The sequence below is a fragment of the Vibrio sp. 1641 genome, assembly GCF_033339995.1.
Lineage (GTDB): Bacteria > Pseudomonadota > Gammaproteobacteria > Enterobacterales > Vibrionaceae > Vibrio > Vibrio alginolyticus.
Map to the genome: position 1 here is coordinate 478,171 of NZ_JAWOVP010000001.1, position 25,566 is coordinate 503,736.

The 25,566-nt window shown below is 43.8% G+C and carries 24 protein-coding genes; 4 read left to right on the top strand and 20 right to left on the bottom strand.

Features of this window, described 5'->3' with window-relative positions; all coding sequences use genetic code 11:
• Nucleotides 1-174: 174 nt before the first annotated feature.
• The 4 genes from azu to norR all read right to left on the bottom strand — a co-directional run bounded on the left by azu (nucleotide 175) and on the right by norR (nucleotide 4,333).
• A complete protein-coding gene (gene azu / locus R7Z47_RS02140) occupies nucleotides 175-627 on the bottom strand; it encodes an azurin (protein ID WP_005375211.1) in 453 nt (150 codons plus the stop codon).
• A 335-nt stretch (nucleotides 628-962) separates the two neighbouring features.
• Entirely contained in the window at nucleotides 963-1,613 is a 651-nt protein-coding gene (locus tag R7Z47_RS02145) for an HAD family hydrolase (RefSeq protein WP_042521594.1), read from the bottom strand.
• Between the two features lie 270 nt (nucleotides 1,614-1,883).
• On the bottom strand, nucleotides 1,884-2,402 hold the full coding sequence (locus R7Z47_RS02150) for a hypothetical protein (protein WP_005375218.1): 519 nt from the start codon (nucleotides 2,400-2,402) through the stop codon (nucleotides 1,884-1,886).
• 398 nt (nucleotides 2,403-2,800) lie between these two features.
• Complete coding sequence (norR, locus tag R7Z47_RS02155) at nucleotides 2,801-4,333, bottom strand: nitric oxide reductase transcriptional regulator NorR (protein ID WP_318129786.1); 1,533 nt, start codon at nucleotides 4,331-4,333, stop codon at nucleotides 2,801-2,803.
• 190 nt (nucleotides 4,334-4,523) lie between these two features.
• Between norR and norV the strand changes: the two genes are divergently transcribed.
• The 4 genes from norV (at nucleotide 4,524) to R7Z47_RS02175 (ending at nucleotide 8,627) form a co-directional block, all read left to right on the top strand.
• Entirely contained in the window at nucleotides 4,524-6,026 is a 1,503-nt protein-coding gene (gene norV, locus R7Z47_RS02160; RefSeq protein ID WP_372052361.1) for an anaerobic nitric oxide reductase flavorubredoxin, read from the top strand.
• Between the two features lie 8 nt (nucleotides 6,027-6,034).
• Nucleotides 6,035-7,183, top strand: a complete 1,149-nt coding sequence (norW, locus tag R7Z47_RS02165; RefSeq protein ID WP_104976452.1) for an NADH:flavorubredoxin reductase NorW — start codon at nucleotides 6,035-6,037, stop codon at nucleotides 7,181-7,183.
• A 42-nt stretch (nucleotides 7,184-7,225) separates the two neighbouring features.
• Complete coding sequence (locus tag R7Z47_RS02170) at nucleotides 7,226-7,564, top strand: DUF1971 domain-containing protein (RefSeq protein WP_005375231.1); 339 nt, start codon at nucleotides 7,226-7,228, stop codon at nucleotides 7,562-7,564.
• Between the two features lie 184 nt (nucleotides 7,565-7,748).
• A complete protein-coding gene (locus R7Z47_RS02175; protein WP_262580341.1) occupies nucleotides 7,749-8,627 on the top strand; it encodes an NAD(P)-dependent oxidoreductase in 879 nt (292 codons plus the stop codon).
• A 195-nt stretch (nucleotides 8,628-8,822) separates the two neighbouring features.
• Here R7Z47_RS02175 and R7Z47_RS02180 read toward each other — a convergent pair whose 3' ends face one another.
• From R7Z47_RS02180 to R7Z47_RS02255, 16 genes are all read right to left on the bottom strand, one after another.
• Nucleotides 8,823-10,262, bottom strand: a complete 1,440-nt coding sequence (locus R7Z47_RS02180) for a catalase (protein ID WP_017821260.1) — start codon at nucleotides 10,260-10,262, stop codon at nucleotides 8,823-8,825.
• Between the two features lie 290 nt (nucleotides 10,263-10,552).
• The gene (locus R7Z47_RS02185) at nucleotides 10,553-11,170 is read right to left on the bottom strand and encodes a glutathione S-transferase family protein (protein WP_005375238.1); all 618 of its coding nucleotides are present in this window, start codon (nucleotides 11,168-11,170) and stop codon (nucleotides 10,553-10,555) included.
• A 14-nt stretch (nucleotides 11,171-11,184) separates the two neighbouring features.
• Nucleotides 11,185-12,219, bottom strand: coding sequence for an NADP-dependent oxidoreductase (locus R7Z47_RS02190; RefSeq protein WP_213873852.1), 1,035 nt, complete (start codon nucleotides 12,217-12,219; stop codon nucleotides 11,185-11,187).
• Nucleotides 12,220-12,370: 151 nt separating this feature from the next.
• A complete protein-coding gene (locus R7Z47_RS02195; RefSeq protein ID WP_005385858.1) occupies nucleotides 12,371-12,970 on the bottom strand; it encodes a TetR/AcrR family transcriptional regulator in 600 nt (199 codons plus the stop codon).
• Between the two features lie 50 nt (nucleotides 12,971-13,020).
• The gene (yqfB, locus tag R7Z47_RS02200; RefSeq protein ID WP_005385855.1) at nucleotides 13,021-13,341 is read right to left on the bottom strand and encodes a N(4)-acetylcytidine aminohydrolase; all 321 of its coding nucleotides are present in this window, start codon (nucleotides 13,339-13,341) and stop codon (nucleotides 13,021-13,023) included.
• A 67-nt stretch (nucleotides 13,342-13,408) separates the two neighbouring features.
• Nucleotides 13,409-13,804: a VanZ family protein gene (locus R7Z47_RS02205; protein ID WP_149191616.1), complete on the bottom strand. Its 396-nt coding sequence runs from the start codon at nucleotides 13,802-13,804 to the stop codon at nucleotides 13,409-13,411.
• A gap of 2 nt (nucleotides 13,805-13,806) precedes the next feature.
• Nucleotides 13,807-15,114, bottom strand: a complete 1,308-nt coding sequence (locus tag R7Z47_RS02210) for an oligosaccharide flippase family protein (protein WP_262606531.1) — start codon at nucleotides 15,112-15,114, stop codon at nucleotides 13,807-13,809.
• Nucleotides 15,115-15,122: 8 nt separating this feature from the next.
• Nucleotides 15,123-16,154: a glycosyltransferase gene (locus tag R7Z47_RS02215; protein ID WP_262580338.1), complete on the bottom strand. Its 1,032-nt coding sequence runs from the start codon at nucleotides 16,152-16,154 to the stop codon at nucleotides 15,123-15,125.
• Complete coding sequence (locus R7Z47_RS02220) at nucleotides 16,151-16,984, bottom strand: putative capsular polysaccharide synthesis family protein (protein WP_137283063.1); 834 nt, start codon at nucleotides 16,982-16,984, stop codon at nucleotides 16,151-16,153. Before R7Z47_RS02220 ends, R7Z47_RS02215 begins: the two co-directional genes overlap by 4 nt.
• Before the next feature lie 15 nt (nucleotides 16,985-16,999).
• On the bottom strand, nucleotides 17,000-18,247 hold the full coding sequence (locus tag R7Z47_RS02225) for an O-antigen ligase family protein (protein ID WP_262606530.1): 1,248 nt from the start codon (nucleotides 18,245-18,247) through the stop codon (nucleotides 17,000-17,002).
• A complete protein-coding gene (locus tag R7Z47_RS02230) occupies nucleotides 18,213-19,265 on the bottom strand; it encodes a glycosyltransferase (protein ID WP_085569347.1) in 1,053 nt (350 codons plus the stop codon). The genes R7Z47_RS02225 and R7Z47_RS02230 overlap by 35 nt, the downstream gene beginning before the upstream one ends.
• Nucleotides 19,266-19,267: 2 nt before the next feature.
• Nucleotides 19,268-20,077: a putative capsular polysaccharide synthesis family protein gene (locus R7Z47_RS02235; protein ID WP_262606529.1), complete on the bottom strand. Its 810-nt coding sequence runs from the start codon at nucleotides 20,075-20,077 to the stop codon at nucleotides 19,268-19,270.
• Nucleotides 20,055-22,235: a GumC family protein gene (locus tag R7Z47_RS02240; RefSeq protein ID WP_262606528.1), complete on the bottom strand. Its 2,181-nt coding sequence runs from the start codon at nucleotides 22,233-22,235 to the stop codon at nucleotides 20,055-20,057. The genes R7Z47_RS02235 and R7Z47_RS02240 overlap by 23 nt, the downstream gene beginning before the upstream one ends.
• A 15-nt stretch (nucleotides 22,236-22,250) precedes the next feature.
• The gene (locus R7Z47_RS02245; protein WP_005375265.1) at nucleotides 22,251-22,784 is read right to left on the bottom strand and encodes a polysaccharide biosynthesis/export family protein; all 534 of its coding nucleotides are present in this window, start codon (nucleotides 22,782-22,784) and stop codon (nucleotides 22,251-22,253) included.
• A gap of 12 nt (nucleotides 22,785-22,796) precedes the next feature.
• On the bottom strand, nucleotides 22,797-24,002 hold the full coding sequence (locus R7Z47_RS02250; protein ID WP_262606527.1) for an outer membrane beta-barrel protein: 1,206 nt from the start codon (nucleotides 24,000-24,002) through the stop codon (nucleotides 22,797-22,799).
• A 10-nt stretch (nucleotides 24,003-24,012) separates the two neighbouring features.
• The gene (locus R7Z47_RS02255; protein WP_033906767.1) at nucleotides 24,013-25,413 is read right to left on the bottom strand and encodes an undecaprenyl-phosphate glucose phosphotransferase; all 1,401 of its coding nucleotides are present in this window, start codon (nucleotides 25,411-25,413) and stop codon (nucleotides 24,013-24,015) included.
• Nucleotides 25,414-25,566 lie beyond the last annotated feature (153 nt).

Consider the following 25,566-nt stretch of genomic DNA (forward strand, 5'->3'; position numbering starts at 1 on the left):
CCCATGAGTTTTCGTAAAAGAACTTAATCTCAATGGAGCAAGGGTTTCTTACTTGCTATGTTTCTTGGTCACGTTTCCAGACGTGTTAGACCTTTCTCAATTGCTATTTTATCTATCAAAAAGGGAAGCCTTGGCTTCCCTATAATGAGTCTTCTTTTGGCTTGGCTAAATCTTTTATTTTAGCTCAAATTTACCCTGCATGATTGCCCAGTGACCCGGGAATGAACAGAAGAATGAATAGTCACCGCCGGCTTTCATTTTCTCAGTACTGAACGTAATGCTGGTGCTTTCACCGCCACCAATTACTTTTGTGTGAGCGTAGACGCGATCATCATTTGGTTTTACGTAGTTATTTTCTGCTCCAGCTGCCATGCCGTCAGTACCGACTGCTTGTAGGTTGGCAGTGTCAGATATGACCACGTTGTGACCCATCGATTGCGCTGGCATCTTCCCTGTGTGGTTCAGCGTCAGTTTTACCTCTTTACAAGTGGCTGGTACGCTCAATGTTTTAGTAGAAAACTGCATCATATCGTTAGCATCTAATGACACTTCACACTCGGCACTGGCTTGGGCACCAAAGCTCATTCCTACTAATGCGAAGGTTGTTGCTAATAAACGTAAAGACATATAACACTCTCCATTTTGTATTTTAGGCTGACTTGGATTGATCTTATCCAATAGTTCTCATTATCAGCCAATTTTCACTCCAAAAACGTGCTTCAATCGGTATATTGACGTTTTGTTGCAAGCTTGTACTGGTCAGTTCCGCTATTTGATCACTCAAATGCCTTATTTCATGCGATTGCGTGAGTTAAATCAAAAGTCGTGATTAGCCAGAGTTAAGGTGAAAATAATCTCGCTAAACGGGTGGAAGAATTGTTTGGTTTTACGGTATTGGAGAGGTTTCGAGAAAGAAGCTCAGCTAAATTGCTGAGCTTCTAGAGAACAGACGACAAGTAAACCTAGCGAGTTTGTTTTAACGTGTGCAACACATCATGCAGTGAAGGTGAGACAGTATGGCCTAATTGCTTTATTTCGTCACAAGGCTCAACCAAATCAGGGATTTGATAAGTGATCATGTTCGCTGCTACAGCAGCACGCACGCCATTATTTGAATCTTCAAAGGCGAGACATTTGGTTGGATCTACGCTTAGACGACTTGCTGCAAGCAGGTAGATCTCTGGATCAGGTTTGCCGTGTGACACTTCACAGCCCGTCGTTAAGTTGTCGAAATACTTGCTTAGGCCCGCTAACTCCAACTTCTTCTGTGCCACTTCTTTTGCTGTAGAAGTGGCGACTGCAATTGGCAACCCTTGACCTTTCAACCACTCAAGCAGCTCAATCACCCCTTCTTTTGCCGGTATCGCTTGGTGCTTAACCACAGCGTCGTAACGGTCGCGCCACTCTTGGTGTAAGCGGTCAAGATCATCCCCATAAGCTTTACGAAAAATCACTTCAATGCCCGCTGCATTGCGACCAATGATTGAAAGGTAAACATCTTTATAGAAGGGTAGGTTCTGGGCTTCACATGCTTCTTGGAAAATACGCATACAGACGCGCTCAGTATCAAGGAGCAAACCATCCATATCAAAAATAGCAGCTTGGTAGTTCATTACATTAAGACTTTTTGGTTGGGATGGCGCATTTTGACACAAGCAGATCGGTTTTTCTTCTAAAAATTAGAACTTGATTTTGATCCTATGAGTTCACATTGCCTCTGAACACACTATACACAGAGTCTATAAACTAGGTGTGAAATATAATGTTTTTAAAATTAGAAAAATTTCAGTTAAATAGATAAAACTCTAGCTTATATTAAGCTAGAGTTATTATTAATATTCTATTGTTATTTTAACTATTGGATGATTTAGTAATAGTTAAAATTAATAATAAAATAATACCAAGTCACGATTATTTACGACTGCATGAGTGTACCAGCTCTTGACTTCAGATATCTGTTGCTCTGATAAGCCCCCGAAGTCAACGTTATCTTGGTGAATATCTTGATTTTTTATCATAAAAACAACTGGGAAATCGTCAGGGAATGGGAATTTTATAGGATAATCGGTGTTAGTGAATGGGATATCGCAGAAATCGTTTACATCGCATGGATACCAAGAGTTATTGGACAAGTAATAACCAGTTATCTTACATATAGCTTCAAGCAAGTAAGCATAGGCGTAACCCAAGTGACTGTATTTTATCTCTTCAGACAGCATCTGCATAAGAAGCTCTTCAGCTCGGATGCTTTCGCCACTACTTTCCAGCATTTCATTAATCACTTTAAAGGAGTCTTGACACCTTTCCATGATGGCTTTTTCTAGCTCTGGATTACGCTCATTCTTTAGTACGTTAAAAACCTTTTCAGTATCTAATGAATATACTGTCGCCCCATATCCCATATTTTATTCTCCTCACTTTTATACAGTTAAATTCATTTAAGTGTTTTTATCGAAGGGATTATATTTTGATGTTTTTTGAAGGTAAAGTGTATACATAGAGGTTGTATTTATTATGATGAACTTTGAAAGTTTAGATTCTTAAAATAAATACTATATATTTAATTTTATTAGATCTGACTCATAAAAATACCTTAACTATTATTGTGTTTATTGTTAAGGGTTATTAAATCTGTGAGGTGGTTCAAGACAATAAAATTTAGAAGAAAATACCGTCAAACTTAGGTGGCTATTCTATCTGAGCACTCAGCCCACTACTTATAGTGGGCTGAGTGCGCGGTTGGGCATCAGGCACATTGTTTGGCGATGAATATGCCATATTAGGTGATATTCGTTAGTGTCTATTTTATCCCTAAGCGCTTCGCTAATCGGTGTAAGTTGCCGTTGTCCAGTTCCAACTGACGTGCCGTTGCTGCCCAGTTGCCTTGGTTTTCTTCCAGTGCTCGAACAATCATCGCTTTTTGGAAGGCATCTGTGGCAGGCTTTAATCCACCTTCTGGTAGCTCACGCCGAGAGTTTTGCTCCGTTTCTTCAACATTCTTGATGTTCTGATTCGGCGTTCGAATATCAAAATCTTGCTCAACCAACTCAATGTCTATGGCGTGAGTACGTGCTTTTGCCAAAACACCAGCACGTTTAATGACATGTTCAAGCTCTCGCACGTTGCCTGGCCATGAATAGTCTTTGAGTGCCTGCACCAAAGTGGGAGACAAACGAATGCTGTTCAATCCCAATTTGCTTCTTAAGCGTTCGGCGAAAAAGCCCGCTAACAACACCACATCGTCTTCACGTTCACGAAGAGGTGGAACATGAAGCGGGAAGACGCTTAGGCGGTGATATAAGTCGGCTCGGAAGCGACCAGCAGTCACTTCTTCATGCAATATACGGTTAGTTGCGGCGACAATGCGTGTGTTGACTCGAATATGGCGGTCATCACCCACACGTTGAATGTCTCCATATTGTAGAGCTCGAAGTAACTTGGCTTGCAGCTCTAACGACAGTTCGCCGACTTCATCCAAAAACAGTGTGCCGCCATCGGCTTGTTCGAACTTACCTTTACGATTGCTGATCGCGCCCGTAAATGCGCCTTTGATATGTCCGAACAACTCGCTTTCCGCGACTGATTCGGGCAGCGCTGCACAGTTGAGGTAAACCAAAGTATTGTTCGAGCGGCTAGAGCGATGGTGAATAGCGCTGGCAACCAACTCTTTACCTACGCCCGTTTCTCCCATCACTAGCACAGACAATTCAGTATCGGCGACTGCATCAATCTGCTCTTGAAGATTCTTCATCCCCTTAGAGTTGCCAATGATTTCATTACTTAAGGTGCGTTTCTCGGCGTAAGAGTCGCGTGGCAGGCTCGCTTGTGTCTCGAGCTGTTCTAGTAGGAGTGCAGTGTGCAAGCCACCTGCTGCCAATGCGCTGACAAAACGTAACTCTTGGTTGCGTAGCCCATCAAATTGGTTGGGGTCGAAGGCGTCAATCGTAATGGCACCAATCAGTTGATCGTCGATCAGCAGAGGTAAACCAATGCAGGAATGGACATGCAGTTTGTCATCGTGGTTTGGAATTAAGCCGTCGTATGGATCAGGTAAGTCGCTGTCGGAGGGAAAGCGCACGATGTCGCCTGCTCGGGCAATGGCTTCTAACCTTGGGTGCTGCTCAATGGAGAAACGGCGTCCAAGCACTTCCTTCGCCAATCCATTGATCGCTAAAGGTTTAAAGTGCTGGTCTTCATACAAAAGAAGGGCAGAAGAGTCACACTTCAATACATCTCGAATCGCCGTTAATAACGTATCGAAGCGAGCCTGTTGAGTGAGCGCCGAGTTAAGGTCTTGCGTGATGTGTAGCCATTGCGCGATTAAAGAAGTCATAGCCAATACCGATTGTGTCAATATGACTATTGTAGTGTCTTAATGACAATTTTCAACTGTGTCCAAATGACACTTATCAAAGTTGGATTTTAATTAAGATATTGAAATATATAGTAATAAAAAGTTGGCATGCCCAGTGCAATACAAGAAGAAATTATTTTTGTTTATCCCGTCATTCAAGGTAGTAATTATGACAATTCACGTAAAAAACAACATCCACTGGGTAGGTCAACGCGATTGGGAAGTTCAAGACTTCCACGGTACAGAATACAAAATGACAAAAGGTACCAGCTACAACAGTTATCTAATTCGTGAAGAGAAAACCGTATTGATTGATACGGTCGATCATCGATTCAGTCAACAATTCATCCAAAATTTAGAGATGGAAATCGACCTTAAGTCTATCGACTTTATCGTGGTAAACCATGCAGAAGAAGATCACTCAGGTGCATTGTCGGCATTGATGGAGAAGATTCCGAACACGCCAATTTACTGTACAGAAGCGGCGATTGATTCGATTGTGGGTCATCACCACCATCCTGAGTGGAACTTCAAAACCGTAAAAACAGGCGACAGCATTGATATTGGCAACGGTAAGCAATTGGTGTTCGTGGAAGCGCCGATGCTGCATTGGCCAGACAGCATGATGACTTACCTAACTGGCGATGCAGTGTTATTCAGTAACGACGCATTTGGTCAGCACTACTGCGATGAACGTTTGTTCAATGATGAAGTGGATCAAAATGAGTTGATGGAACAGTGTTTGCGTTACTACTCAAACATCCTAACGCCATTCAGCAGCTTGGTAACCGCTAAAATCAAAGAAGTGCTGAGCTTTAATTTGCCTGTTGACATGATCGCAACGTCACACGGTATTGTATGGCGCGATAATCCGGTTCAAATCATCGAGCAATACTTAGCGTGGGCAGACAATTATCAAGAAGATCGCATTACGATTTTCTACGATTCTATGTCAAACAACACCCGAATGATGGCCGATGCAATCGCGCAAGGCATTCACGATGTCGACCCTAGTGTGGCGGTCAAAGTCTTTAATGTCTCTAAGCATGATAAGAATGAAATTCTCGCCAATGTATTCCGCTCAAAAGGCATCTTGGTTGGTTCGTCTACCATGAATAACGTCATGATGCCGAAGATCGCTGGCATGCTAGAAGAAATTACCGGTCTGCGCTTTAAAGCGAAAAAGGCCGCTGCATTCGGTAGCTACGGGTGGAATGGTGGCGCGGTGGATCGTATCCATGCTCGATTGACTGACGCAGGTTTTGAAACCGCAGTGAGCTTGAAAACCAAATGGCGACCAGATGGTAAAGCGATGCGTGAATGTCGCGAACATGGTCAGAACATCGCAAAATTGTGGGCAAAGCATGACCTGACAAGTCCTGTTATTTCTCCTGCGATTACTGCATCTGTACCACAAGTTCAATCACAACCCGTTGCGCCAGTGACAACACAAGCGGTAGTAGATGCTGCTCCTAGCAACCCTAGTACTGAGGCGCATCCCGCAGATTGTCAATGCATGGTTTGTACGGTTTGTAATTGGGTATACGACCCAGCTAAAGGCGAGCCTAACCAAGGTGTTGAACCGGGTACAGCTTGGTCGGAAGTGCCAGATTACTTCTTGTGCCCAGAATGCCATTTAGGTAAAGACGTTTTCGTTGAATACAACGGTTAGGAGGGAATATGCAAGCACCTATTGTGATTATTGGTAGCGGCTTTGCGGCTTACCAATTGGTGAAAACAGTGCGTCGAATGGACGCACATATTCCGCTGCAAGTGTTTACTGCTGATGACGGCGCGGAATACAACAAGCCTGATTTGAGTCATGTATTCAGCAACAAGCAAACCGCCCAAGACTTAGTGGTTAAAAGTGGTGAGGCGTTCGCACAGGAACACAACATCGAACTGTTCGCCCATACCATGATTGAGCATGTCGACGTGCAAGCCCAGCAAGTGGTAGCCAACGGCCAAACCTATTCTTACTCCAAACTGGTGTTTGCGACAGGCGCGAAAGCCTTTGTGCCGCCAATATCTGGCGATGCAGCACCTGAGGTGATAACGCTGAACTCGCTACAAGAATATCAATTAGCGGAAGAGCAAATTAGCCGGGCGGAACGAATTCTAGTAATGGGTGGTGGTTTGATCGGCGTCGAGATCGCCATGGATCTCGCAACCAGTGGTAAAGCCGTTACGGTGGTTGAGCCAAATCCCCGTTTGCTCGCTAACTTGATTCCTGAATTTGTTGCATTGCCGCTGGAGAATCAACTTAAGCAGCAAGGTATTCAACTTGCCTTAGAGACTGGAGTTGTCGCGATCAATCACTCGGATGATTCGCTGGTGGCAAGCTTGAGCAAAGGTAAAGCAATCGAAGCCGATGTAGTGATTTCAGCTGCGGGTTTACGTGCTAACACTTGGTTAGCGAAGGCTTGTGGGTTGAGTGTCAATAAAGGCATCGAGGTGGACGCTCGATTACAGACATCAGCAGCCAATGTGTTCGCATTAGGCGATTGTGCTGAGATCCAAGGTCGAATGATGCCGTACCTCCAACCGATCGTGCTAAGTGCCAATGCTTTGGGCAAACAACTACTGGGGCAAGAAGCAGAGTTGAAACTACCGCCTATGATGGTAAAGGTCAAAACGCCGAGCTACCCAATTCAATTGGCAGGCGATTTTAGTTCGGTGACGAACTGGAGCGTGCAGATTTCTCAAACTGGCATTGCCGCGAAAGCAGAAGATGAAAATAGCCGACTCATGGGCTTCGTCGTGACGGGAGAACAAGTTACGCAAGCATTTCCATTGCTTCGAGAGTTGTCTCAAGCCGCTCAGGCTTAACCGATTTTAACGAAAAGAATTGTAATTAGAGAGGGTATCATTATGTCGCATCTAAGAATTCCTAAAGACTGGACTGTTCAACGTTCAACGCCTTTCTTCACTAAAGACAATGTGCCACCAGCGCTACTGACTCATCACAATACCGCTGAGGGAGTGTTTGGACAGCTTTGCGTCATGGAAGGGCAAGTGACTTACTACGGCTTTGCTGATGAAAATGCCACAGAAGCAGAAGTAGTGGTGGTGATTAATGCAGGCCAGTTTGCTACAAGTCCACCGCAGTACTGGCACCGCATTGAGATGAGCGATGATGCTCAGTTCAACATCAATTTCTGGTCGAACAAGGACAAGAGTGGGCAAGCGATGTTCCATGCTAAGCAGTAGTGAACCTATGTAAGTGCTTTGACTGTTACGCTAATCGTCAAGTAAAGGGGTGTAGAAGGCGCAATAAACGGACTGCAATGCAGGATCATCGAGACCGAGGAAAGAGAAATCACGAGTAATGATTTCAATTCTTTAGTAGCATGTTACGAAATATTTCAGTCAGGTGAACTAAGGGAAGCGTGCAATGGAAAAACAACGAGTAGCATTTATTGGTCTGGGTGTGATGGGATACCCAATGGCTGGTTACCTAAGTAAAGCGGGCTTTGAAACCAAAGTATACAACCGCACAAAAGCGAAAGCCGACAAATGGGCTGAAGAATACCAAGGCGTAGCTTGTGAAACACCACGTGAAGCGGCGGAAGGCTGTGACATCGTTTTTACCTGTGTGGGTAATGATGATGACGTTCGTAGCGTTGTTTACGGTGAAGAGGGCATTCTGGTCGGCTTGAAAGCGGACGCAGTGCTAGTCGATCACACGACCACTTCTGCAGACCTAGCGGTTGAGCTGGCTGAAGCGTGTGTTAAGTACGGTAATCACTTTATTGATGCGCCAGTTTCTGGTGGTCAAGCGGGCGCAGAAAATGGTGTTCTAACCATCATGTGTGGTGGTGAACAAAGCATTTTTGACCGTGTGTCTCCGGCGATGGATGTGTACGCGAAGCAGATGAGGCTACTGGGTGAAAACGGTCAGGGTCAACGCTGTAAGATGGTAAACCAAATCTGTATTGGAGGCGTTTTACAAGGTCTGAGTGAAGCTTTGTTGCTAGCACAAAAATCAGGCTTGGACATTGCTCAAGTTGTAGAAACACTTAAGCATGGCGCTGCAGGTTCTTGGCAGATGGAAAACCGCGCAAATACGATGGCTGAAGACAAGTTCGATTTTGGCTTCGCTATTGATTGGATGCGCAAAGACTTAGGTTTCTGTCTGCAAGAAGCTGAGCGAGTGGGTCTAGAACTTCCACTGACTAAGAAAGTGGATGAGCAATACGCAGACCTTCAACGTGATGGTTTAGGTCGCATGGATACATCAGTACTGATCAAAGCGGTAGCTAAAAATCAGTAGTTGATGAATCAGTAATAGATAAACAGTTCTTTGGTATCAAAGAGCTTAAAGAAATCTAAGTTAATCATAATGAATCATCTTGAGCATGTTTTGTGACTTGTGATTAAGGATTAGTGATTTGAAATCAGGAGGTGCTGTAGAGCACCTCCTTTTTTTCGTCTTTAAATCACACAGTGTAATGATTGCAGCGTTCGCTTACTTGTTTAAGCCTAGTGCAATTTCAAGACCTTTGCCGTACGCTTCGTCCGCTTGGTATGCGTGTTGAACGTGGCGCTGTTGGATGAACTCTGGCACACCGTCCATTGCGCGAGCTGTGTTATCGAACAGAGTTTGACGTTGCTCTTCGCTCATCAGACGGAATAGGTCACCCGCTTGGCTGAAGTAGTCTTCGTCTACACGATGATCGTAGTGATCAGCGTTGCCATTGATGCGTAGAGGTGGCTCAGAGTAATCTGGTTGCTCTGCCCATTCTTGTTTGTAGTTTGGCTCGTAACCCAGTGTTGAACCAAAGTTGCCATCAACGCGCATTGCGCCATCGCGGTGGTAGCTGTGAACAGGGCAACGAGGTGCGTTCACTGGGATTTGATGATGGTTCACACCTAGACGGTAACGCTGAGCATCGCCGTAAGCGAACAGACGACCTTGTAGCATTTTATCTGGAGAGAAGCCGATACCAGGTACGACTGCAGCTGGGTTGAACGCTGATTGCTCAACTTCTGCGTAGAAGTTTTCTGGGTTACGGTTCAGTTCGAACTCACCAACTGGGATCAGTGGGTAATCTTTTTGAGACCATACACGTGTTAGGTCGAATGGGTTGAAGTTGACTTCATCCGCTTCTAGCTCAGGCATGATCTGTACGTACATCTTCCATTTAGGGAAGTCTTGGCGCTCAATCGCTTCGTAAAGGTCACGGTGATGGCTTTCGCGGTCTTTACCTACGATCGCTTCTGCTTCTTGGTCAGTCAGGTTCTTGATGCCTTGCTGAGTTTTGAAGTGGAATTTCACCCAGTAACGCTCGTTTTCTGCGTTGATGAAGCTGAATGTGTGGCTACCAAACCCATGCATATGACGGTAAGAAGCTGGGATACCACGGTCACTCATTACGATAGTCACTTGGTGGAATGCTTCTGGTAGTGATGTCCAGAAATCCCAGTTGTTGGTAGAGCTACGCATGTTAGTGCGAGGGTCGCGTTTTACTGCGTGGTTTAGGTCTGGGAATTTTAGTGGGTCACGTAGGAAGAATACTGGTGTGTTGTTACCAACCAAGTCCCAGTTACCTTCTTCAGTATAGAATTTTAGTGCGAAACCACGGATGTCACGTTCTGCGTCTGCTGCACCGCGCTCACCAGCTACAGTAGTGAAGCGAGCGAATAGTTCTGTTTTTTTGCCGATGTCAGAGAAGATCTTAGCGCGAGTGTATTTTGTGATGTCGTGCGTTACTGTGAACGTACCGTAAGCACCAGAACCTTTTGCGTGCATACGACGCTCAGGGATCACTTCGCGGTCAAAGTGTGCCAATTTTTCAAGGAACCAAACGTCTTGTAATAGTTGAGGGCCACGAGGACCTGCAGTCATAACGTTTTGGTTATGTGCGACAGGGCAGCCTGCTGCTGTAGTCAATTTCTTGTTTGTCATTTTTCTTCCCCCTCCAGGGTTCAATACCTTAGAAACTGTAGAGGAGGTTATTACGGAAAAGCTGGGGGAGAAAACTGATATTGCTTATCAATTCAATAGATGGTGACTATGGTCGAAACTATATTAGAATCAGAAATTTACTACATTAGCTTGATTGACATAACAATCGGCGTTCTCGAAAGCGATTGACTGGGGGGAGCGCTATCCAGTTAGCGTGTCTGCGATGCTAGTAATATCGCCCCTTAAATGAAGTTTTACGTGTCATCAAAGGGGCGAAAGGGGGGAAGTAATTAAGAGTACTTCACTTCAAGTTGTTCAGCTTTTGCAAATGCTGGGTGTGTCGCGAGCTGTTTCCCATAACGTTCAATATTAGGGAAGTGATTAACTAAACCAAACTTTTGAACCAATTCGACAATGAAAGACATCATGATGTCAGCGCCAGTCAGACGCTCTTCTACTAGGTAAGTTTTGCCTTCTAAGGATTGCTCGAAGTAGCCTAGTACATTCATTGCTTCCTTGTCGGCATAGCCTGATAAAAACTGAGTTTCATTTGGCTCTTTGCTTACGAAGATTTTTAGCAGCATAGGTAAAATTGCAGAGCTTTCTGCAAAGTGCATCCATTGCAAATATTCTGTGTGTGCTTTTGTACCACGCTCAGGAGCAAAGGCTCCGTCACTGTATTTCTCAATCAAATATTCGGTCATTGCACCTGACTCAATGATAATCTCGCCGTTATCTTCAAGAACAGGTGACTTTCCTAATGGGTGAACACTTTTTAGTTCTGGCGGTGCCATGAAGGTCACGGAATCACGGACATAGGGTACAATCTCGTAATTTACATCTAGCTCTTCAAGTAACCAAATGATGCGCTTTGAACGAGACTGATTGAGGTGGTGAAGTTTAATCATTTACATATCCCTTTTTATAATGGGTCGTTAATCTGTACTACAAGCTTGCCGAAATTCTTACCTTCCAACAGACCGATGAATGCTTCTGGCGCATTATCCAGTCCTTGTACTAGATGTTCGCGGTATTGGATCTTTCCTTCTGCCAACCATTGATTAATATCTTGCGCAAATTCACCGTAACGATGTCCGTAATCATCAAAAATGATGAAGCCTTGCACCTTGATTCGTTTGGTCAGGAGCTTACCCATTAGTAATGGAAGATGGTCGGTACCTTCAGGCAGCTCTGTCGCGTTGTACTGAGAAATCAAACCACAAAGTGGGATACGCGCATTTGTATTCAGAAGTGGCATTACAGCCTCGAATACTTTGCCACCTACGTTTTCGAAGTAAACATCGATACCTTTGTCACAGGCATTTTTCAGTTGTTCTGCAAAGTCTTCAGCTCTGTGATCAATACACTCATCGAAACCAAGCACCTCTTTAGCGTAACGGCATTTTTCTTCTCCGCCTGCTATACCAACAACTCGGCAACCTTTGATTTTACCAATTTGACCAACTGTTGCGCCTACAGGCCCCGTAGCAGCTGCTACCACGATGGTTTCCCCTGGTTTTGGCTGACCAATGTCGAGTAAACCCATGTACGCGGTAAATCCTGGCATACCTGCAACGCCCAACGCGTAAGAAGGGTTTTGCGGTTCTTTACCAAGTTTAATGACCATCTCACCAGTTGAGATAGCGTAGTCTTGCCAGCCAACAGTGTAGGCAAGAACCCATTCACCCGCTTCGTAATCTGGGTGGTTTGATGTTTCTACCTGACAAACTGTACCACCGACCATTACGTCATCAATTGCAACAGGGTCAGCGTATGATTCGGCATCACTCATGCGACCACGCATGTATGGATCTAGAGATAAATAAACCGTTCTCAATAGCATTTCACCCTCTCTCGGAGTCGGTTTCGTTACCTCTTCTAAACGAAAGTTTTCTTGTGTCGGTGCACCATGGGGACGTGACGCGAGTACGATTCTGCGATTTGTTGCGTTAGTCATATCTATCTCACTTGTTGATTAGACCGGTCGTCTAGTATTTATTTCAAAATATCCCGCTTATTTAAAGCGGGAAGGTTTACTGTGTTAACACTGACGCTTTTTCTGACAGTGAAACGTGTGTAGGGTGTTCATTATGCTTCCACGCCGCCTGTTATGGACAAGTGCGCGTATTCTGCAGTAAGTGTTGAGTATAGGTCAGACTTTGCGTCAATGCTGCCTGATCTTGATAAAGTTTGTTCAGCAAGCTAGCGCCATTCCAAAGGTAGTATATCTGCCTTGCTAATAACGCACTGTCACCATTGGGGATTGAGCCATCTTGAATGCCGATGTCTATGCAATCCGCTATCGCTTGAATGGTTTTGTCTGCTCCTTGGCGTAATGCCAAGCGCATTGACTCAGAGAGATCGGAGACTTCTGCACTTAACTTGACCAATAAACATTTGTTCGCATTACACACGTCGTCTTCTACTTTGACCATTTCTTCGAAATAGCTCATTAGGCGTTGGTAGCCACTCAATTCAGTATTGGTAAAGCGTGCGTTTAAACGCTCAAAATACTTAGTAAAGTAGTCTTGAATCATCGCTTCACCAAATTGTTCTTTGGACTTGAAGTAATGATAAAACGAGCCTTTTGGCACTGCGGCCTTTTTTAACAGCTCTGAAAGACCAACACTCGTGAACCCTCGGTTTACGATCAACTCGTATCCGACGTCGAGAATATGTTGGCGTGTGTCATTCGTCTTTGCGTTCATGAAGTGTACTATAGAATGAATTAGACCAGTCGTCTAGCCTTTGTTGTGGGTTATTTAATCAGCTCATACTCAATAACAAATAGCGTGTCGGTATTTGGGTAGATTTCTCGAATTAACTGCTTGAGTTTTGGTAGTTCGATGGCTTCTTGTTCTGCATGAAACTCATTAATATCTTCAAAGTGAAGTGGTTCTACAGAACGTATCTTGATATCGCAGACTTTACGATCCGTTTCTAAGGTAAAAACTTCGACTTCTGTATTGGGAACGTAATGGCTTTCTGATTCATCTCGAATCGTTATCGTCTTTTTGCCTGACGTGATCAACGGGGTTAAGAATTCAAAAAAAGTAATCTTGGTTGGATGAGATGGCATGATGTACTCGTTAGTCTGGTTGTTTGGCGTAATTATATACCCAAATCCCCCAGAGATTCCTGTATTACTAGAACGATCGAGTGCGGATGAAGCGAATTAACTTGGCACTAAAGTAACCTGAGATAACGCCTATCCAGTTGGTGCTGAGATCATCAAAACTAAATGATCGATTTGGAATGAAAAGTTGGCTTATTTCTTCCATTGAAACGATAGCTAACAGCAGTAGCAAAAGACGAATCCCAAAAACGTCGGTTTTATTCGAGCTCACCAGAGAAGGGGACGTGAAGACCGATAAAAAGCCGATCAATAAACTGAAAGTAAAGTGAAGCGTACTCGAACCGCCTAAGTAGGTTTCCATTTGCAGGTAAGCAGTATGGTGTAAGTCAGAGCTTTTCCACAGAGAGAGTGAAGCGGTTAGCGTCAGGACTAAAACAAAACTCGTGCGTGCCAGTATTAAAGCCATAATTAACCTATTGGAAAGAAGCCTAAGTAACGTTTTACAAAGTACAGTGCAGCTAAATTCTGGATAGCCATGCCAATTGCCATTGCCCATGCTGCACCAATCACCCCAAACATTTGGCAAAGCGTAACAAGTAGGCAGATGGACACCGTACCGGAGGAAATTGTAATGTATTTCATGGTTCTCTCATGACCGCTCATTAATAATAAAAAACCTACTGAACCAGTCGCAACATTGACTAACTGCCCCAGAGAAAGGACGACTAATAGTGGTGCCGCGGCGAGAAACTCCTCACCAAAAAACTGCATTACAAACTCGGGGAAGAGGGTGCAAATAATTACGGGTACAATCGCTAAACCAACATTGGCTCGGCACGCCAAGCGGCTCAGATTCTGCAGTTTGCGCATTTGACGCTCTTTGTAGAGAGAGGCAAACATCGGGGCGACCACAAAGTTAATGGTAATCAGCACAAAGCCAATCAGTAGTGATGTGCGTTGGGCTGCGGCTAACAAACCGAGTTCCTCTGTTGAGATAAAAAAGCCCGCAATAACAAGGCTTCCCCACTGAAGAACATTCGTGAAGATACTGCCAACCCAAACTTGCTTGGCAGAAGCGACCATTTTTTTGTTTGGTACGAAAGCCGATGTTTGATATTGATCTGAGCCTAGCCAATTGACACTAGATATGACCGCGACACCTATGCTCGCTAAAAGCAGTGCGGTCATTAGATTGTTGATATTTTGCTGACCGATATAGTCTAGGGCAAAGACAAAAATGACCATCAACATGCTTACCCCAAGCTGCAACGCAAACAGAGATGATACAACTTTTCTACATGCTTGAAGCACCCGACTGTTGGTTTGCGCAAGCACCAAGAAAGGTATGCAAAGCAAGCATAAAGTAATCGCATACATTGGTGATTGAGTCTGGTTTAGCTGCTCTGGAAACAGATTAAACCCTGCCAACAAAACGCCTATGGCGAGCAAGCAAAATGCCATACTTCGATAAAGTGCGGTTTTATAGTTTTGGCTTTGTTCAAGCTTCTCTTTGTTATTAAAAGCGATCGCATTGTAACGAACTAACGAGACATCAAAACCTAGCTGAGAAACGATGGCGAGTAGCGAGACTAGGTTGAATAAAAAGAAAAATTGACCGGCCGTCGAAGCGTCACTGGTCTTCGATACAATCAGAGTCAGTAAAAAAGCAAATAGCGCACTCAACACACGCGTGATTGCGGTTTTTAATCCAGTAGATAACAAGCTTTTTTTACCGCTGGGCATCAACAGTAATTTTTGTTGAACAGTGTGAAACATAGGAGCATTTAACCGTATAGTTTATTGAGTGCTAGGCGCTGTTTTTCTTCACTGAAGGCATTGTTTAATTCTGCTGTATATTGGCGAAAATCGATCTCTTCATAATGATTGACACAATGCGCGATCTGCTTGGCCATTTCTTCAGGTGTGAGCGCTAAAAACGGGTAGTTGAGATCTTTGGTTGCGCCGATGGTCCGAATAACCATAGGAAGATGTAACTTGGATGCTTCTAGAATGGTTAACGGCATCCCTTCCCATGCTGCAGTGTGTAGATAAAGGTCTGAACCTTTGAGCTTTTCAACTACCTCATCGCGAGGCAGCATACCCGTTACATCCACATTTTCAGTACGTAATTTCTGTTCGAGTACTTGGTCACCGCCACCTATCCATGTGATCTCTATCGGGCGGTTAAGCGCATACCGATTAAGGAACTGCAATGTGCTGATAAGAAACTGAGGATCTTTTTGGGGCGCGACACGACCAAGTACAATGAGCTTCAGCGCTTCTTGCTTGTCTCGCTCTATACGATCTTCACTTTGATAAGACACGTAGTTGTTGAGCAGTTCGGCATGTTTTGCACCAATGCTAATGGCTAGGTCACACTCTCGTTGGCTACAGCCTGCAACCACATCAATTTTGCTCAGTTTTACTTTCTCTAGTGCTTTATAGATCTGGCGTGCAAGCTCTGAGATATCTTCACGTTCGAAGGCATAACAGTGCGGTGTGTAAACCAAGCGTGCCTTGCCAAGCTTTAGAAATCGGCCGAGAAATCCTGCTTTACTCGAGTGCAAATGCACGACGTCGGGACCAAGTGATGCAATCATGTGGTTTGCATCGCGAATAAATTGAAGCAAGCAGCCTTCTACCCACTTTGTCTGTACGAAAATGTGGTGGTTGTTCTCATTGGTTAAGTCGTTTTCTCGGGCTCTGGCTAGCAAGAAATGCTGGTAAGGCTCGTCTCTGGATGAGTGAACATAACTATAGAGGGCAGTTTGAACGCCACCTCCAAACGCTTCTGTAACATGGAGTACTTTCTTCATGATGATTTTGTCCCTGGTGTTTGCATCCATTTGTGTTTAAAAGCATCACGCTCTTGCTCTGAATAAACGTGGCGATACAAGGGAAGATCGTACATATAGAACAGTTTTGAGAAGTCGTAGTGATTCTTAAAGTGTTGGTGGATATTGGAGTACCACTTGTTTTTCGCTTCGTTGCTGTTTTTCAGCACGAAGTCTTGCAACTCAAGAAACTCACCGATTTCTTTATCAAGAGAACTGAGCTGTTCGCATTTGATTAGCATGACGTTGGCCTGATCGTTCTGGAATGTGAAGAAAGGTTGAGTGTTGTCCAGCTCTTGGCGCATCACATCGATATTGAAATTACGCTTTAACTCGTTGTCGAACCAGTCCGCAAAATAGTTGAGATTGATATAGTTATCAAAGCAATGCTCGAGGTGCTGATACGTGACTTCCATATCTCGGTGAATTGCATCGTTCTTTTTGCCTTCGATAAATTGCAAATGGAGATCTTGAAAGAAGCGAGAAAAGACAGTTGCGATTGGATCGCGGACCAGCGTAACGATTTTAATCTGCTCGCGTTTTTGTAAGATACGTTTTCGCTGCTTGAGCACTAAGCGATAGAGTGCGCGGTTTCGGAAGTCGAAGAATTTACTCACGTCTTTTTTATTGTGATACATGTGAAATTCTTCGTGATCATCAAAGGTGTGGATGTGATAGCTCGGGATATTTCTCTCCCCTAGCGTGTGCTCAATTGATGAGGAGCCAACTTTGCCCATTTGGTAAACTAAAACAAAATTATCAGCTTGGAGTTCTCGGTTCTTTTCAAATTGTCGAGAGATTGAATACTTCATCTATCCTATCCTTGATTATTCATATTCGTGGTGATGGTTTACCGGAAAAGTATGAGCAATGGCCCTTGAGTCGTTGCTCATGCTGATCATGACGGGTAATAAGAGTATTAAAATTATGGTGGTGTTTACCGCAACGAAAAACACCATGATGAGGGCGTATATCGCAAGTAATAGGCTTTTTCTGTTTTCATTAAGACTACGGAAGCAAAAGCGAATAAAAAGAAAATAACCACCAAACAGCAGACCGATACCAAGCAATCCGTATTCAATTGCGGTATCTAACACAAAGTTGTGGGTGTAGATCGCCAGCTCATCATAATTAAAGTAACTGATCATAAAGTTGGGTAACATTTTCGCGCCGACACCTAACACCGGGTGTTGAAATAAAATATCTAGCCCATTGGCAAGTAAAAGTTTTCTATGAAGATTCGATACCCAGCGGGCTTCACTTTGGTTGGCAAATAAGACGTCTTCTTGGGTTATTTCCAATGTGTCTGCTAGCGTTTCAAACCCAACGTAGAGTGTGGTTGTGACGGCAGTAAACACAATGAAGCTTAAGGCTAATAAAATCGTCCACGTGTACGTTTCGCTGAGCGATTTTCTCATTAAGTTTTTTACGAGCAGTTGGTCAAAGAAGAAAAGCAGACAAAAACCAAGTAGCGCTTTTCTTTCTTGTGACAACACCAGTAATACTAAAGCTACGAGCATCAAAAGGTGGAAAGCGCGAATTTTATTTCGATAAAGGTACAGTAGTGAGCACAGTACACCGAACCCGTATTTACTTACCCCGAGTAACTTAAACCCACTTTGATAGCCCTGAGCAAAGTGCCATAAGGCAACGAGCGAACAGATGAAAAACAACAGATACGTGAAATAAACCATTACCCGTTCGTCATCAAACACGCCATAGGCGTACATTAGGCTCAGTAGGCACAAAATCGCTAACCATTGCACAGTTTCTATAACTAGCGGCATTAAAGGGACGCGATTTAGCAGACCATTTATGAACACATACCCAGTGAACAATACGAGGAATCCCATACAGGGATGCATGAGTTTTTCAGCTTTTCCTTCCAATACCACTAATGCAGTAAAACCAATAGACAAAAGGCTTGCGATGTCAGATGGGGCTAGCGCTATTCCTCCAGCACGAAACTTCATAGGAATAAAGAACAATGCTAATAGGCATGCTGCAAGCAATGAGGCGCGATGGCTCGATGGCGCGGAACTATTTGTTGGCGCAAAGCTGCTGGTAGATTCCATAGTAACCTTCACGAAATTTATCGATGGTGTAGAGAGAGGCCCTATTGACGGAGTATTGACTTGCAGCGTCGTACCGCTCAACACTTTCACACAGCTGGAGAACTTTTTGGCTCAGTTCAGTGGCGTTACCAACTTGAAATAAATATTCGGCACGTCCGGTGACGTCATCCAAACCAGGTACGTCCGACGATAGTACGGGTAAGCCTGCTGCCATCGCCTCAACCGCCGCCAAACCAAAGCCTTCGACGTGCGACGATTGCACGTAAATATCCATGTCGTTCAAAAAGGCTGGAACGTCAGAAACTACGCCATGAAAGTGAACACGTTGCGCGACGTTGATTTTTGTTGCCAATGCTTGCAGTGACGATTTTTTTTCTCCATCTCCCGCAAGGTGGAGTTCGTATCGTCTTGGTAAATGGATAAGTGCTTGGATAAGCGTTTCATGATCTTTATGTTGGTGAAGTCGGCCCACCATTCCAATCTTGATAACTGGTTTGTCGATTAGGTGGCTGGCGCATCTTGGCGTCATAGAAAACCTTTTTAAATCAACGCCATTGTGCACCACGTGATATTTGTGTTGGTAGCGAGGCATGAACTTCACCAGTTCATCTTGTACTTTTTCACTAATACTGACCGTCAAGTCGTGGCCCCAATACAAGACGTATTCCATGAACTTAAACAGCGGATAGTCACGTCGACGGTTATAAGAACAGTGCTCAGTCTGGATTCGTTTTTTACCTACCGCCAATAGCGCTAGGTAAATGGAAGGGTAGAGGTGCCCGTGAACGACATCCGGCCAACGCAGCAAAGAGAATTTCTCACTCAATGACAATGTGCGCCAGTTAAAACACTCTATACTTTGGGCGGATAGCATTGGTAAATAATCATTTTCATCACATAAGACCAAAATTTTGATTTCGTATTCAGGCTTATGTTCTAAAACAAGATCGACTAAGAACTTCTGAGCACCGCCGTTCTGAGAAAGATCATTAATAATATGTAGAATCTTGGTTTTCATGATTAATGGGTCAGATATTGCTGTTTAAGGTCGGTGATTTCTGCATTTGAGAAAAAGTGCTTAGTCAATTTAGAATTCAGCATTTCTTCAACGTACTCGGGTGTAGGTTGAAATTGCGTTTTGAATTCTTTCATTAGTGGCGAGTACCATTTGTTGTCTGATTGATTTTCATAAACAACATCCACGGGGTAACCTAAAAAGTCTTCAACTGCGGAGTTAGCCTTCGTTAGCTTGTCACTTCGAATCACCAACAGTGAGAAGTTATTGTTATGGTATGTTTGATAGCCTACTTCGTGATTAAAAGACTCGTTAAACACATCAATCCCTGTTAGTTGTTTGATCTCGTTGTCAAACCACTGCAGCGCATATTGATGATTCATGTGCTTATCAAATGCTTCTTGGAGTAATTGCGGTCGTTCGGTACGTATTGCGCTGTCATCCTTTAGATATTTGTCCGCCATCCAAAAAGGAAGTGCTTGAAAGAACATTGAGACATTTCGTCCGATCGGTTCACGCACCAGCGAGATAATTCGAACTTTTTTCTTGCGCTTTAACATATGGCTCATCGTTATACGCTTTAGTCGTCGCTTTAACGCATTGATCTGAGGCTTATGCAATTGCGCTCTAACGGGGGATATTTGTTTTTGCGCATCGACGGTCATAAGGTCGTGCAAGTGAATCGAGTTAGGAATGGAATGCTCTAATGCACTCGAACCTACTTTGCCCATTTGATAGATCAATACCGGTTGTTCTTGGCTTTTCAAGGTTTGGTACCAAGATAGGTTTACGTTAGTAGGCGTATTTCTGGACATAGAGCGTCTCTCCTTCCTTGGCCTTGGCTTGTGTGATTAAGACGCCAAGAGATGGAACTGAGTGTTGTATTTGTTTCGATAACGCAAGGTTAACCAGTGATGATTTTGTTGATTCTGAGCGAATGACGGTAATTAGACCATTGGCATACTGACCAAGAATAAGTGCGTCACTCACTGACAGTAGGGGCGGTGTATCGATAATGATCCGGTCATACTTATTTTGAAAATGTTCGAGCAACTTTTTAAAGCGATCAGAAGCCAGTAATTCCTGTGGGTTTGGCGGAATTAGGCCGGCCGGTAATACATCTAAGTTGGCTTCTTTTATATGTGTAACACAATCTTTGATTGGTGTATCCATCGTCAGGATATGCGTTAAGCCAGGGCTTGATTCAGCAATACCGAATCGCTTTGCTATGGAAGGTCGACGTAAATCGCAGTCGATGATCAATACCTTTTCCATTTTTGAAAACGACACCGCCATATTGATACTGGTTGATGTTTTTCCTTCTTCTGGAATAGCAGAGGTAAAGGGCAATATCTTTTGCTTCGTGTTGGTTAATCTGATCAGAAGCGAGGTTCTGACGGAGCGGCAAGCTTCACTAAATAGCTTTTCTTCATCATCTAAATACGCGGTATAACTGACGCCGTTTTTACGCAAATTGCGTTTTTTGACCATAGGAATCACACCTAAACACGTAACACCAAGTTTTTCCTGCACATCGGCTGTGCTTCGGATAACTTCTCGCATCGTTTCTAAGATGATGACTAGAGCGCAAGCAATGGCAAAGCCAAAAAAGGTGGCAATTAGTACCAGTTTGATTCGTTGTGGTGCCACCGGGAATAGAGGAATGATGGCTTTATCAGTAAAGCGAGCCGTGACATTCTTGTAGTCGCTGGTGGCGTTGGTCTCTTTCTCACGATTTAAGAACGCTTCATAGAGTGCCTTATTGGATTCAACCTCGCGTTTTAACTGTTCGTAACGCGCTTTTTGTGACCCTAACGATTGGAAGTCTGACTTTTTGTTATCGAGTTCTGCGCGAAGCATGTCCTCTTGCGCTTTTGCAGCAAGAAGGTCTTGTTGCTTACTGAAGGAAATGTCCCGGATGAGTTGCTGGGTTCTTGATTGAATTTCAGCAAGCTGTGCTTTCGCCTGAATCATTCGATCATGCTTAGGTCCGTAGCGCTGTGCCAGTTCAGAGAGATTTTTGGCTGCCTGTGCTTCCGACAATTTTAGATCGCGGATTTGCGCTTGATTAGCGAATTCATCAATTGACAACAAGCTGTCTAAACTTTGCGAAGATTTACGTCGTAACAGTTGGATTAACGTCTGCGCTTCAATACGCTTATTAACAGCGATATTCAGCTTGCGAGTGAGTTCTTCTAGCTCATTTGCGTAAATTTCATCAATACCGTTTATATCGATCAACCCTTCTTTTAACAAGAATTCTTGCAGCGCTTGCTCCGAGTTACGTAATCGCTCCTCCAATTTTTGAGAGTTATTTGTCAACCAAGTAGCCGCATTTTGTGTAACGACCAATTTGGCTTCAAAATTTGCGTCAATATAGGCTTGGCCGACCGCGTTGGCGATTGTCGTCGCAAGCTTAGGATCGGTAGAACGAAAGCGAATTCTGACTAATTGGGTGTTACGTACTGGCTCAATATCGAGTTTACTTCTGAAAGCTTGAAGTGCCTGATAATAGGACTCTGAAAACTGCGCGGTTTCTTTTGGGCTTGGTGCCACATTCAGTAGGTCTTGAACAAAAGGAATCGACTTTATTTGGTCGATTTTTTTATTTAACCCCCCTGAGCTTGTGAATTCAGGTAATTGGGTGAGGTTCAGCTCCCTAATGACCTTATCTGCAATATGATTCGATTTTAAAATGGCGATTTGCGTTTGAAAGTACTCTTTTTTTGTCGTGTCGACGCCATATACTTCCTCGATTGAAAGGGCGCTTTTTTGCTCCTCTTGGATGAGTAGCGTAGCTGTAGCTTGGTATATCGATGCTTTGGAGTAGATATACCAAGTACAAGTTAATGAGAACAGAAGCGTGAATGCTGCGATGCTTAGCCAATTCTTTTTAATCGCTTTGAAGTGATGGCCAAAACGAATCAGTTCTACTTTGTTCATCTGGAGATTATTTGGATGAGTCCCGTTCATTTGATTCCCTGTCACTTAAAAGAAGCTCTGGTCAATAAATACAATGTCACCAGGTTCAACGTTGCGGTGCATACTGACCCCTTCCATCGTTTGACCCGTTTTATGCTTGGTGAGGTTAATGCCTTTGCGTGAGGCTCTGTCGGTCAAGCCGCCTGCTAGAGCGATGGCCTTCTCTATGGTTAACCCTGGACGGTACTCAAATCCACCTGGTTTCCTAACTTCGCCATTAACGTAAAACAGACGAAAGTTATTGATGGTGACCATCACTTTTGGATTGATGAGATAATCGCCTTTTAAGCCCGTTTCTATTTCGTACTTGAGTTGTTTTGGTGTTTTTTTGATTGCTTTAATTCGGCCAAGGTAGGGGTAATCAAAGTAGCCATCTGACGTTATTAGAATATTTTTAATCGTAAGATCTTCTTCACCATAGACCTGCACGGAAATGGTATCGCCAGTATCGAGTAAGTAATCTTCCTCGTTTGAGTCAGCGTTGACCAAAGTGCTAAATAGCAACAACGCTACACTCATGAATTTGATGAATGCCTTCATTAATAATCCTTTTTACAGAGAAAACTGTGCGCTTAAAGTCCAAATATTTTGTTCGAAGCTATAATCCGATCGGCTAGAGTTTTTATCTTGGTATTGCCAATCGGCTTGCAGCTGTATCCAACGTTTGATCTGATAATCGATACCAAAAGATAGAGTGTACCGATCGTCGTTTCTGGAGATTCCCGTGTAATCATCTTGTTGATAAACAGCACCTAAGCGAGTTGCAAGGTAACTATTCCAATCGTGCTTGAGGTTCAGTCGGTAACGAGTTTGTAGGTTGTAATCGCCATCTTGATCGGGGTTAACCGCCGCTTGAGTGGTTTTCACGCTGACTAGAGTTTGTTCTTGAGGCAACCATTCAAAGCCGATATCCCAACTAAAGCCTTTAAATGTCTCTCGTTGAGCGCTGTCAAAATCTTTGATTTGATAACCGAGTCGAGCGATGCCTTTGGTTTTTCCTGTGACTTCCCATTCGGCACCGGTGTAATAGAAACTGGTGTTGTTATCTTTCGATGGCTGCGCAGAATTTCGGTGCTGATACTCGGTTACGATTTGGTTTGTTCCGACTAACCAATAGGTTCTTGGCGTCGCTCTTAAATAGAACTCCAAATGTGCATTGGGAGCTCGAAAATCGTTGTATTTAGTTTTAGCGTTTGGGCGCCCAGGCAAGCCGTCACGATAGTTTTGATAGGTTTTATCACTATAGCCTAAACCGAATTCGAGTCTGCCTTTGGCACCGTTAGATCCAAAGACATAATTGGTTTTTACATCGTTACGGTTGAACTCTATTGGTGAGTCGATTGCGCTACCATTACCTTCGGTAATATCTTCTCCTCGAACTTCATGCTGGGCGCGAAAACGGTAATCAACCACTAAACGATGACGATGATTAAATTCGAAAAAGTTGGAAAACTGAAAAGTGTGGTCGTTGAAGTCGTTGCGATCGTCAGATGAAAAGCCCGCTTTTAACTTATATAAAATATCTGCGCGATAGCGATTCCGTTCTATACGTGCTAGTAAGCTTGGTTCTATACCCCAAATATTGACCGATTCTACATTGCCGGATTTTTCCGCTTTATTGATGTTGTCATCTCCCTCGTAGAAAGTTTTTACGAGGGGAATCAACTCTATACCAGACTCGGTTTGGTAAGCCATCGGTTCTGCGAGCAAGTCAGTAGAAAACAGACTCAATGCTATTGCCATTGTCAGTTTCTTCATAATCTCAACCTTAGTAAGCGTTAGCACCAGTGAAGCCTTTGAAAACGGTCATAAAGATGATTTTGATGTCCATCCAAACCGACCAATGGTGGATGTAATCCAAATCAAACTCGACTCTCTTTTCCATTTTTTCTAAGGTGTCGGTTTCGCCGCGATAACCATTAATCTGTGCCCAGCCAGTAATGCCTGGTTTTACTTTGTGACGTAGCATGTAGCGATCCACGATCTGACGGTATTCTTCATTGTGTGCCACGGCATGAGGGCGTGGGCCGACAATAGACATGGTCCCTTGCAGTACATTGATAAATTGAGGTAGTTCGTCCAAAGAGGTGCGACGTAGAAATCCGCCAAAAGGCGTAATACGAGGATCGTTCTTTGTCGCCTGTTTCACGTTGGAACCTTGATCCATGGTTGTCATTGAACGGAACTTCCAGACTTCAATCTTGCGTCCATCAAGACCGTACCGATGTTGTTTAAAGATGACAGGGCCTTTAGAAGTTGCCTTAATGCCAATCGCAATGACGAATAGAATAGGGGCGATTAAGACCAAAATAATGCTCGAAAACAAGATGTCTTCAAACCGTTTTACCCAAGAAGAAATTCCAGCAAAAGGTGTATCAAAGACACTTAGTGTTTGAACTTGGCCGATCTGCGCCCAACGAGAATGTAAAAGGTTATAAGTGAAGAAGTCGGGAATCAGATACGTATTTGCGGTGGTATCTGAGAATTGGTTAAGAAGTGACGCAATGCGCTCTTTTGCGTGCATTGGCATCGCGATATAGACGTAATCTACTTCCCCTTTTTTAGCTCGCTCAAGGGCGTGGTCAACAGCTCCTTTAATAGGATAATCAGAATTTGGCAATCTGTCGGAAGATCGTTCGTCGTAAAAGCCATCAAAAAGCACGCCGTGTTCTGTGTGGTTTTGAATTTCGTTAGCTAGGGTAATGCCGTGAGGAGTTTGGCCGATGATGATCGCAGTGCGAGTGTTGAATCCTTTTTTTCTCAAATAGGCTAATCCGGTACGGAATGTTACTCGCCATGCTAAGAGCAGAGCGGGCGTAATCGCAAACCACAGCGCTAAAATTGTGTTATCAAATAAGGTATGGACTTCAGAAAAATACAGCACAATAAAGATAAGTGCAGAAGTCACCGCCCAAGCAACACAGACAATAAACATCTGCTCTTTAAACGAACTGGTTCGCCAAGAGCGATACAGATTGCCGCTTTCTGCCATAAATAGAAAAGAGATGCCTCCAACGAAAGCCAATATGACGTAATCTTTCCCCATCGCAGTATTCATGTCTTTGAACACTAAAAGCAGCATAAAAGAGACGATGACAGCAAGATCTGAGATGCGATATAAAAAAGCGAACTCCATCTCATGAGAGCGGATAAGTCCTTTTTGTTTCATGACTCAGTTTCCCTTCTGACACGCTACCGCCCTTGGGTGTCTTCCCCAATTGCCGTGTCGTGAACGTTATTAGTAGTTGGTGCACAGAGCATTCTGTTGAATGCTGCTGAGTTTTTTGTCACGTGTAATTTCGTTGATAAGTGTAAAAATTTG

Excerpts from the sequence above, each read along its gene's own strand:
- R7Z47_RS02230 (WP_085569347.1), bottom strand. The coding sequence starts at position 19,265 with ATGAAAACCAAGATTCTACATATTATTAATGATCTTTCTCAGAACGGC.
- R7Z47_RS02175 (WP_262580341.1), top strand. The coding sequence starts at position 7,749 with ATGGAAAAACAACGAGTAGCATTTATTGGTCTGGGTGTGATGGGATAC.
- R7Z47_RS02225 (WP_262606530.1), bottom strand. The coding sequence starts at position 18,247 with ATGGAATCTACCAGCAGCTTTGCGCCAACAAATAGTTCCGCGCCATCG.
- R7Z47_RS02215 (WP_262580338.1), bottom strand. The coding sequence starts at position 16,154 with ATGAAGAAAGTACTCCATGTTACAGAAGCGTTTGGAGGTGGCGTTCAA.
- R7Z47_RS02195 (WP_005385858.1), bottom strand. The coding sequence starts at position 12,970 with ATGAACGCAAAGACGAATGACACACGCCAACATATTCTCGACGTCGGA.
- yqfB (WP_005385855.1), bottom strand. The coding sequence starts at position 13,341 with ATGCCATCTCATCCAACCAAGATTACTTTTTTTGAATTCTTAACCCCG.
- R7Z47_RS02240 (WP_262606528.1), bottom strand. The coding sequence starts at position 22,235 with ATGAACGGGACTCATCCAAATAATCTCCAGATGAACAAAGTAGAACTG.
- norR (WP_318129786.1), bottom strand. The coding sequence starts at position 4,333 with ATGACTTCTTTAATCGCGCAATGGCTACACATCACGCAAGACCTTAAC.
- R7Z47_RS02255 (WP_033906767.1), bottom strand. The coding sequence starts at position 25,413 with ATGAAACAAAAAGGACTTATCCGCTCTCATGAGATGGAGTTCGCTTTT.
- R7Z47_RS02180 (WP_017821260.1), bottom strand. The coding sequence starts at position 10,262 with ATGACAAACAAGAAATTGACTACAGCAGCAGGCTGCCCTGTCGCACAT.
- R7Z47_RS02220 (WP_137283063.1), bottom strand. The coding sequence starts at position 16,984 with ATGAAGTATTCAATCTCTCGACAATTTGAAAAGAACCGAGAACTCCAA.
- R7Z47_RS02210 (WP_262606531.1), bottom strand. The coding sequence starts at position 15,114 with ATGTTTCACACTGTTCAACAAAAATTACTGTTGATGCCCAGCGGTAAA.
- R7Z47_RS02250 (WP_262606527.1), bottom strand. The coding sequence starts at position 24,002 with ATGAAGAAACTGACAATGGCAATAGCATTGAGTCTGTTTTCTACTGAC.
- norW (WP_104976452.1), top strand. The coding sequence starts at position 6,035 with ATGCAAGCACCTATTGTGATTATTGGTAGCGGCTTTGCGGCTTACCAA.
- R7Z47_RS02235 (WP_262606529.1), bottom strand. The coding sequence starts at position 20,077 with ATGTCCAGAAATACGCCTACTAACGTAAACCTATCTTGGTACCAAACC.
- R7Z47_RS02170 (WP_005375231.1), top strand. The coding sequence starts at position 7,226 with ATGTCGCATCTAAGAATTCCTAAAGACTGGACTGTTCAACGTTCAACG.
- R7Z47_RS02205 (WP_149191616.1), bottom strand. The coding sequence starts at position 13,804 with ATGGCTTTAATACTGGCACGCACGAGTTTTGTTTTAGTCCTGACGCTA.
- R7Z47_RS02190 (WP_213873852.1), bottom strand. The coding sequence starts at position 12,219 with ATGACTAACGCAACAAATCGCAGAATCGTACTCGCGTCACGTCCCCAT.
- norV (WP_372052361.1), top strand. The coding sequence starts at position 4,524 with ATGACAATTCACGTAAAAAACAACATCCACTGGGTAGGTCAACGCGAT.
- azu (WP_005375211.1), bottom strand. The coding sequence starts at position 627 with ATGTCTTTACGTTTATTAGCAACAACCTTCGCATTAGTAGGAATGAGC.
- R7Z47_RS02150 (WP_005375218.1), bottom strand. The coding sequence starts at position 2,402 with ATGGGATATGGGGCGACAGTATATTCATTAGATACTGAAAAGGTTTTT.
- R7Z47_RS02245 (WP_005375265.1), bottom strand. The coding sequence starts at position 22,784 with ATGAAGGCATTCATCAAATTCATGAGTGTAGCGTTGTTGCTATTTAGC.
- R7Z47_RS02185 (WP_005375238.1), bottom strand. The coding sequence starts at position 11,170 with ATGATTAAACTTCACCACCTCAATCAGTCTCGTTCAAAGCGCATCATT.
- R7Z47_RS02145 (WP_042521594.1), bottom strand. The coding sequence starts at position 1,613 with ATGAACTACCAAGCTGCTATTTTTGATATGGATGGTTTGCTCCTTGAT.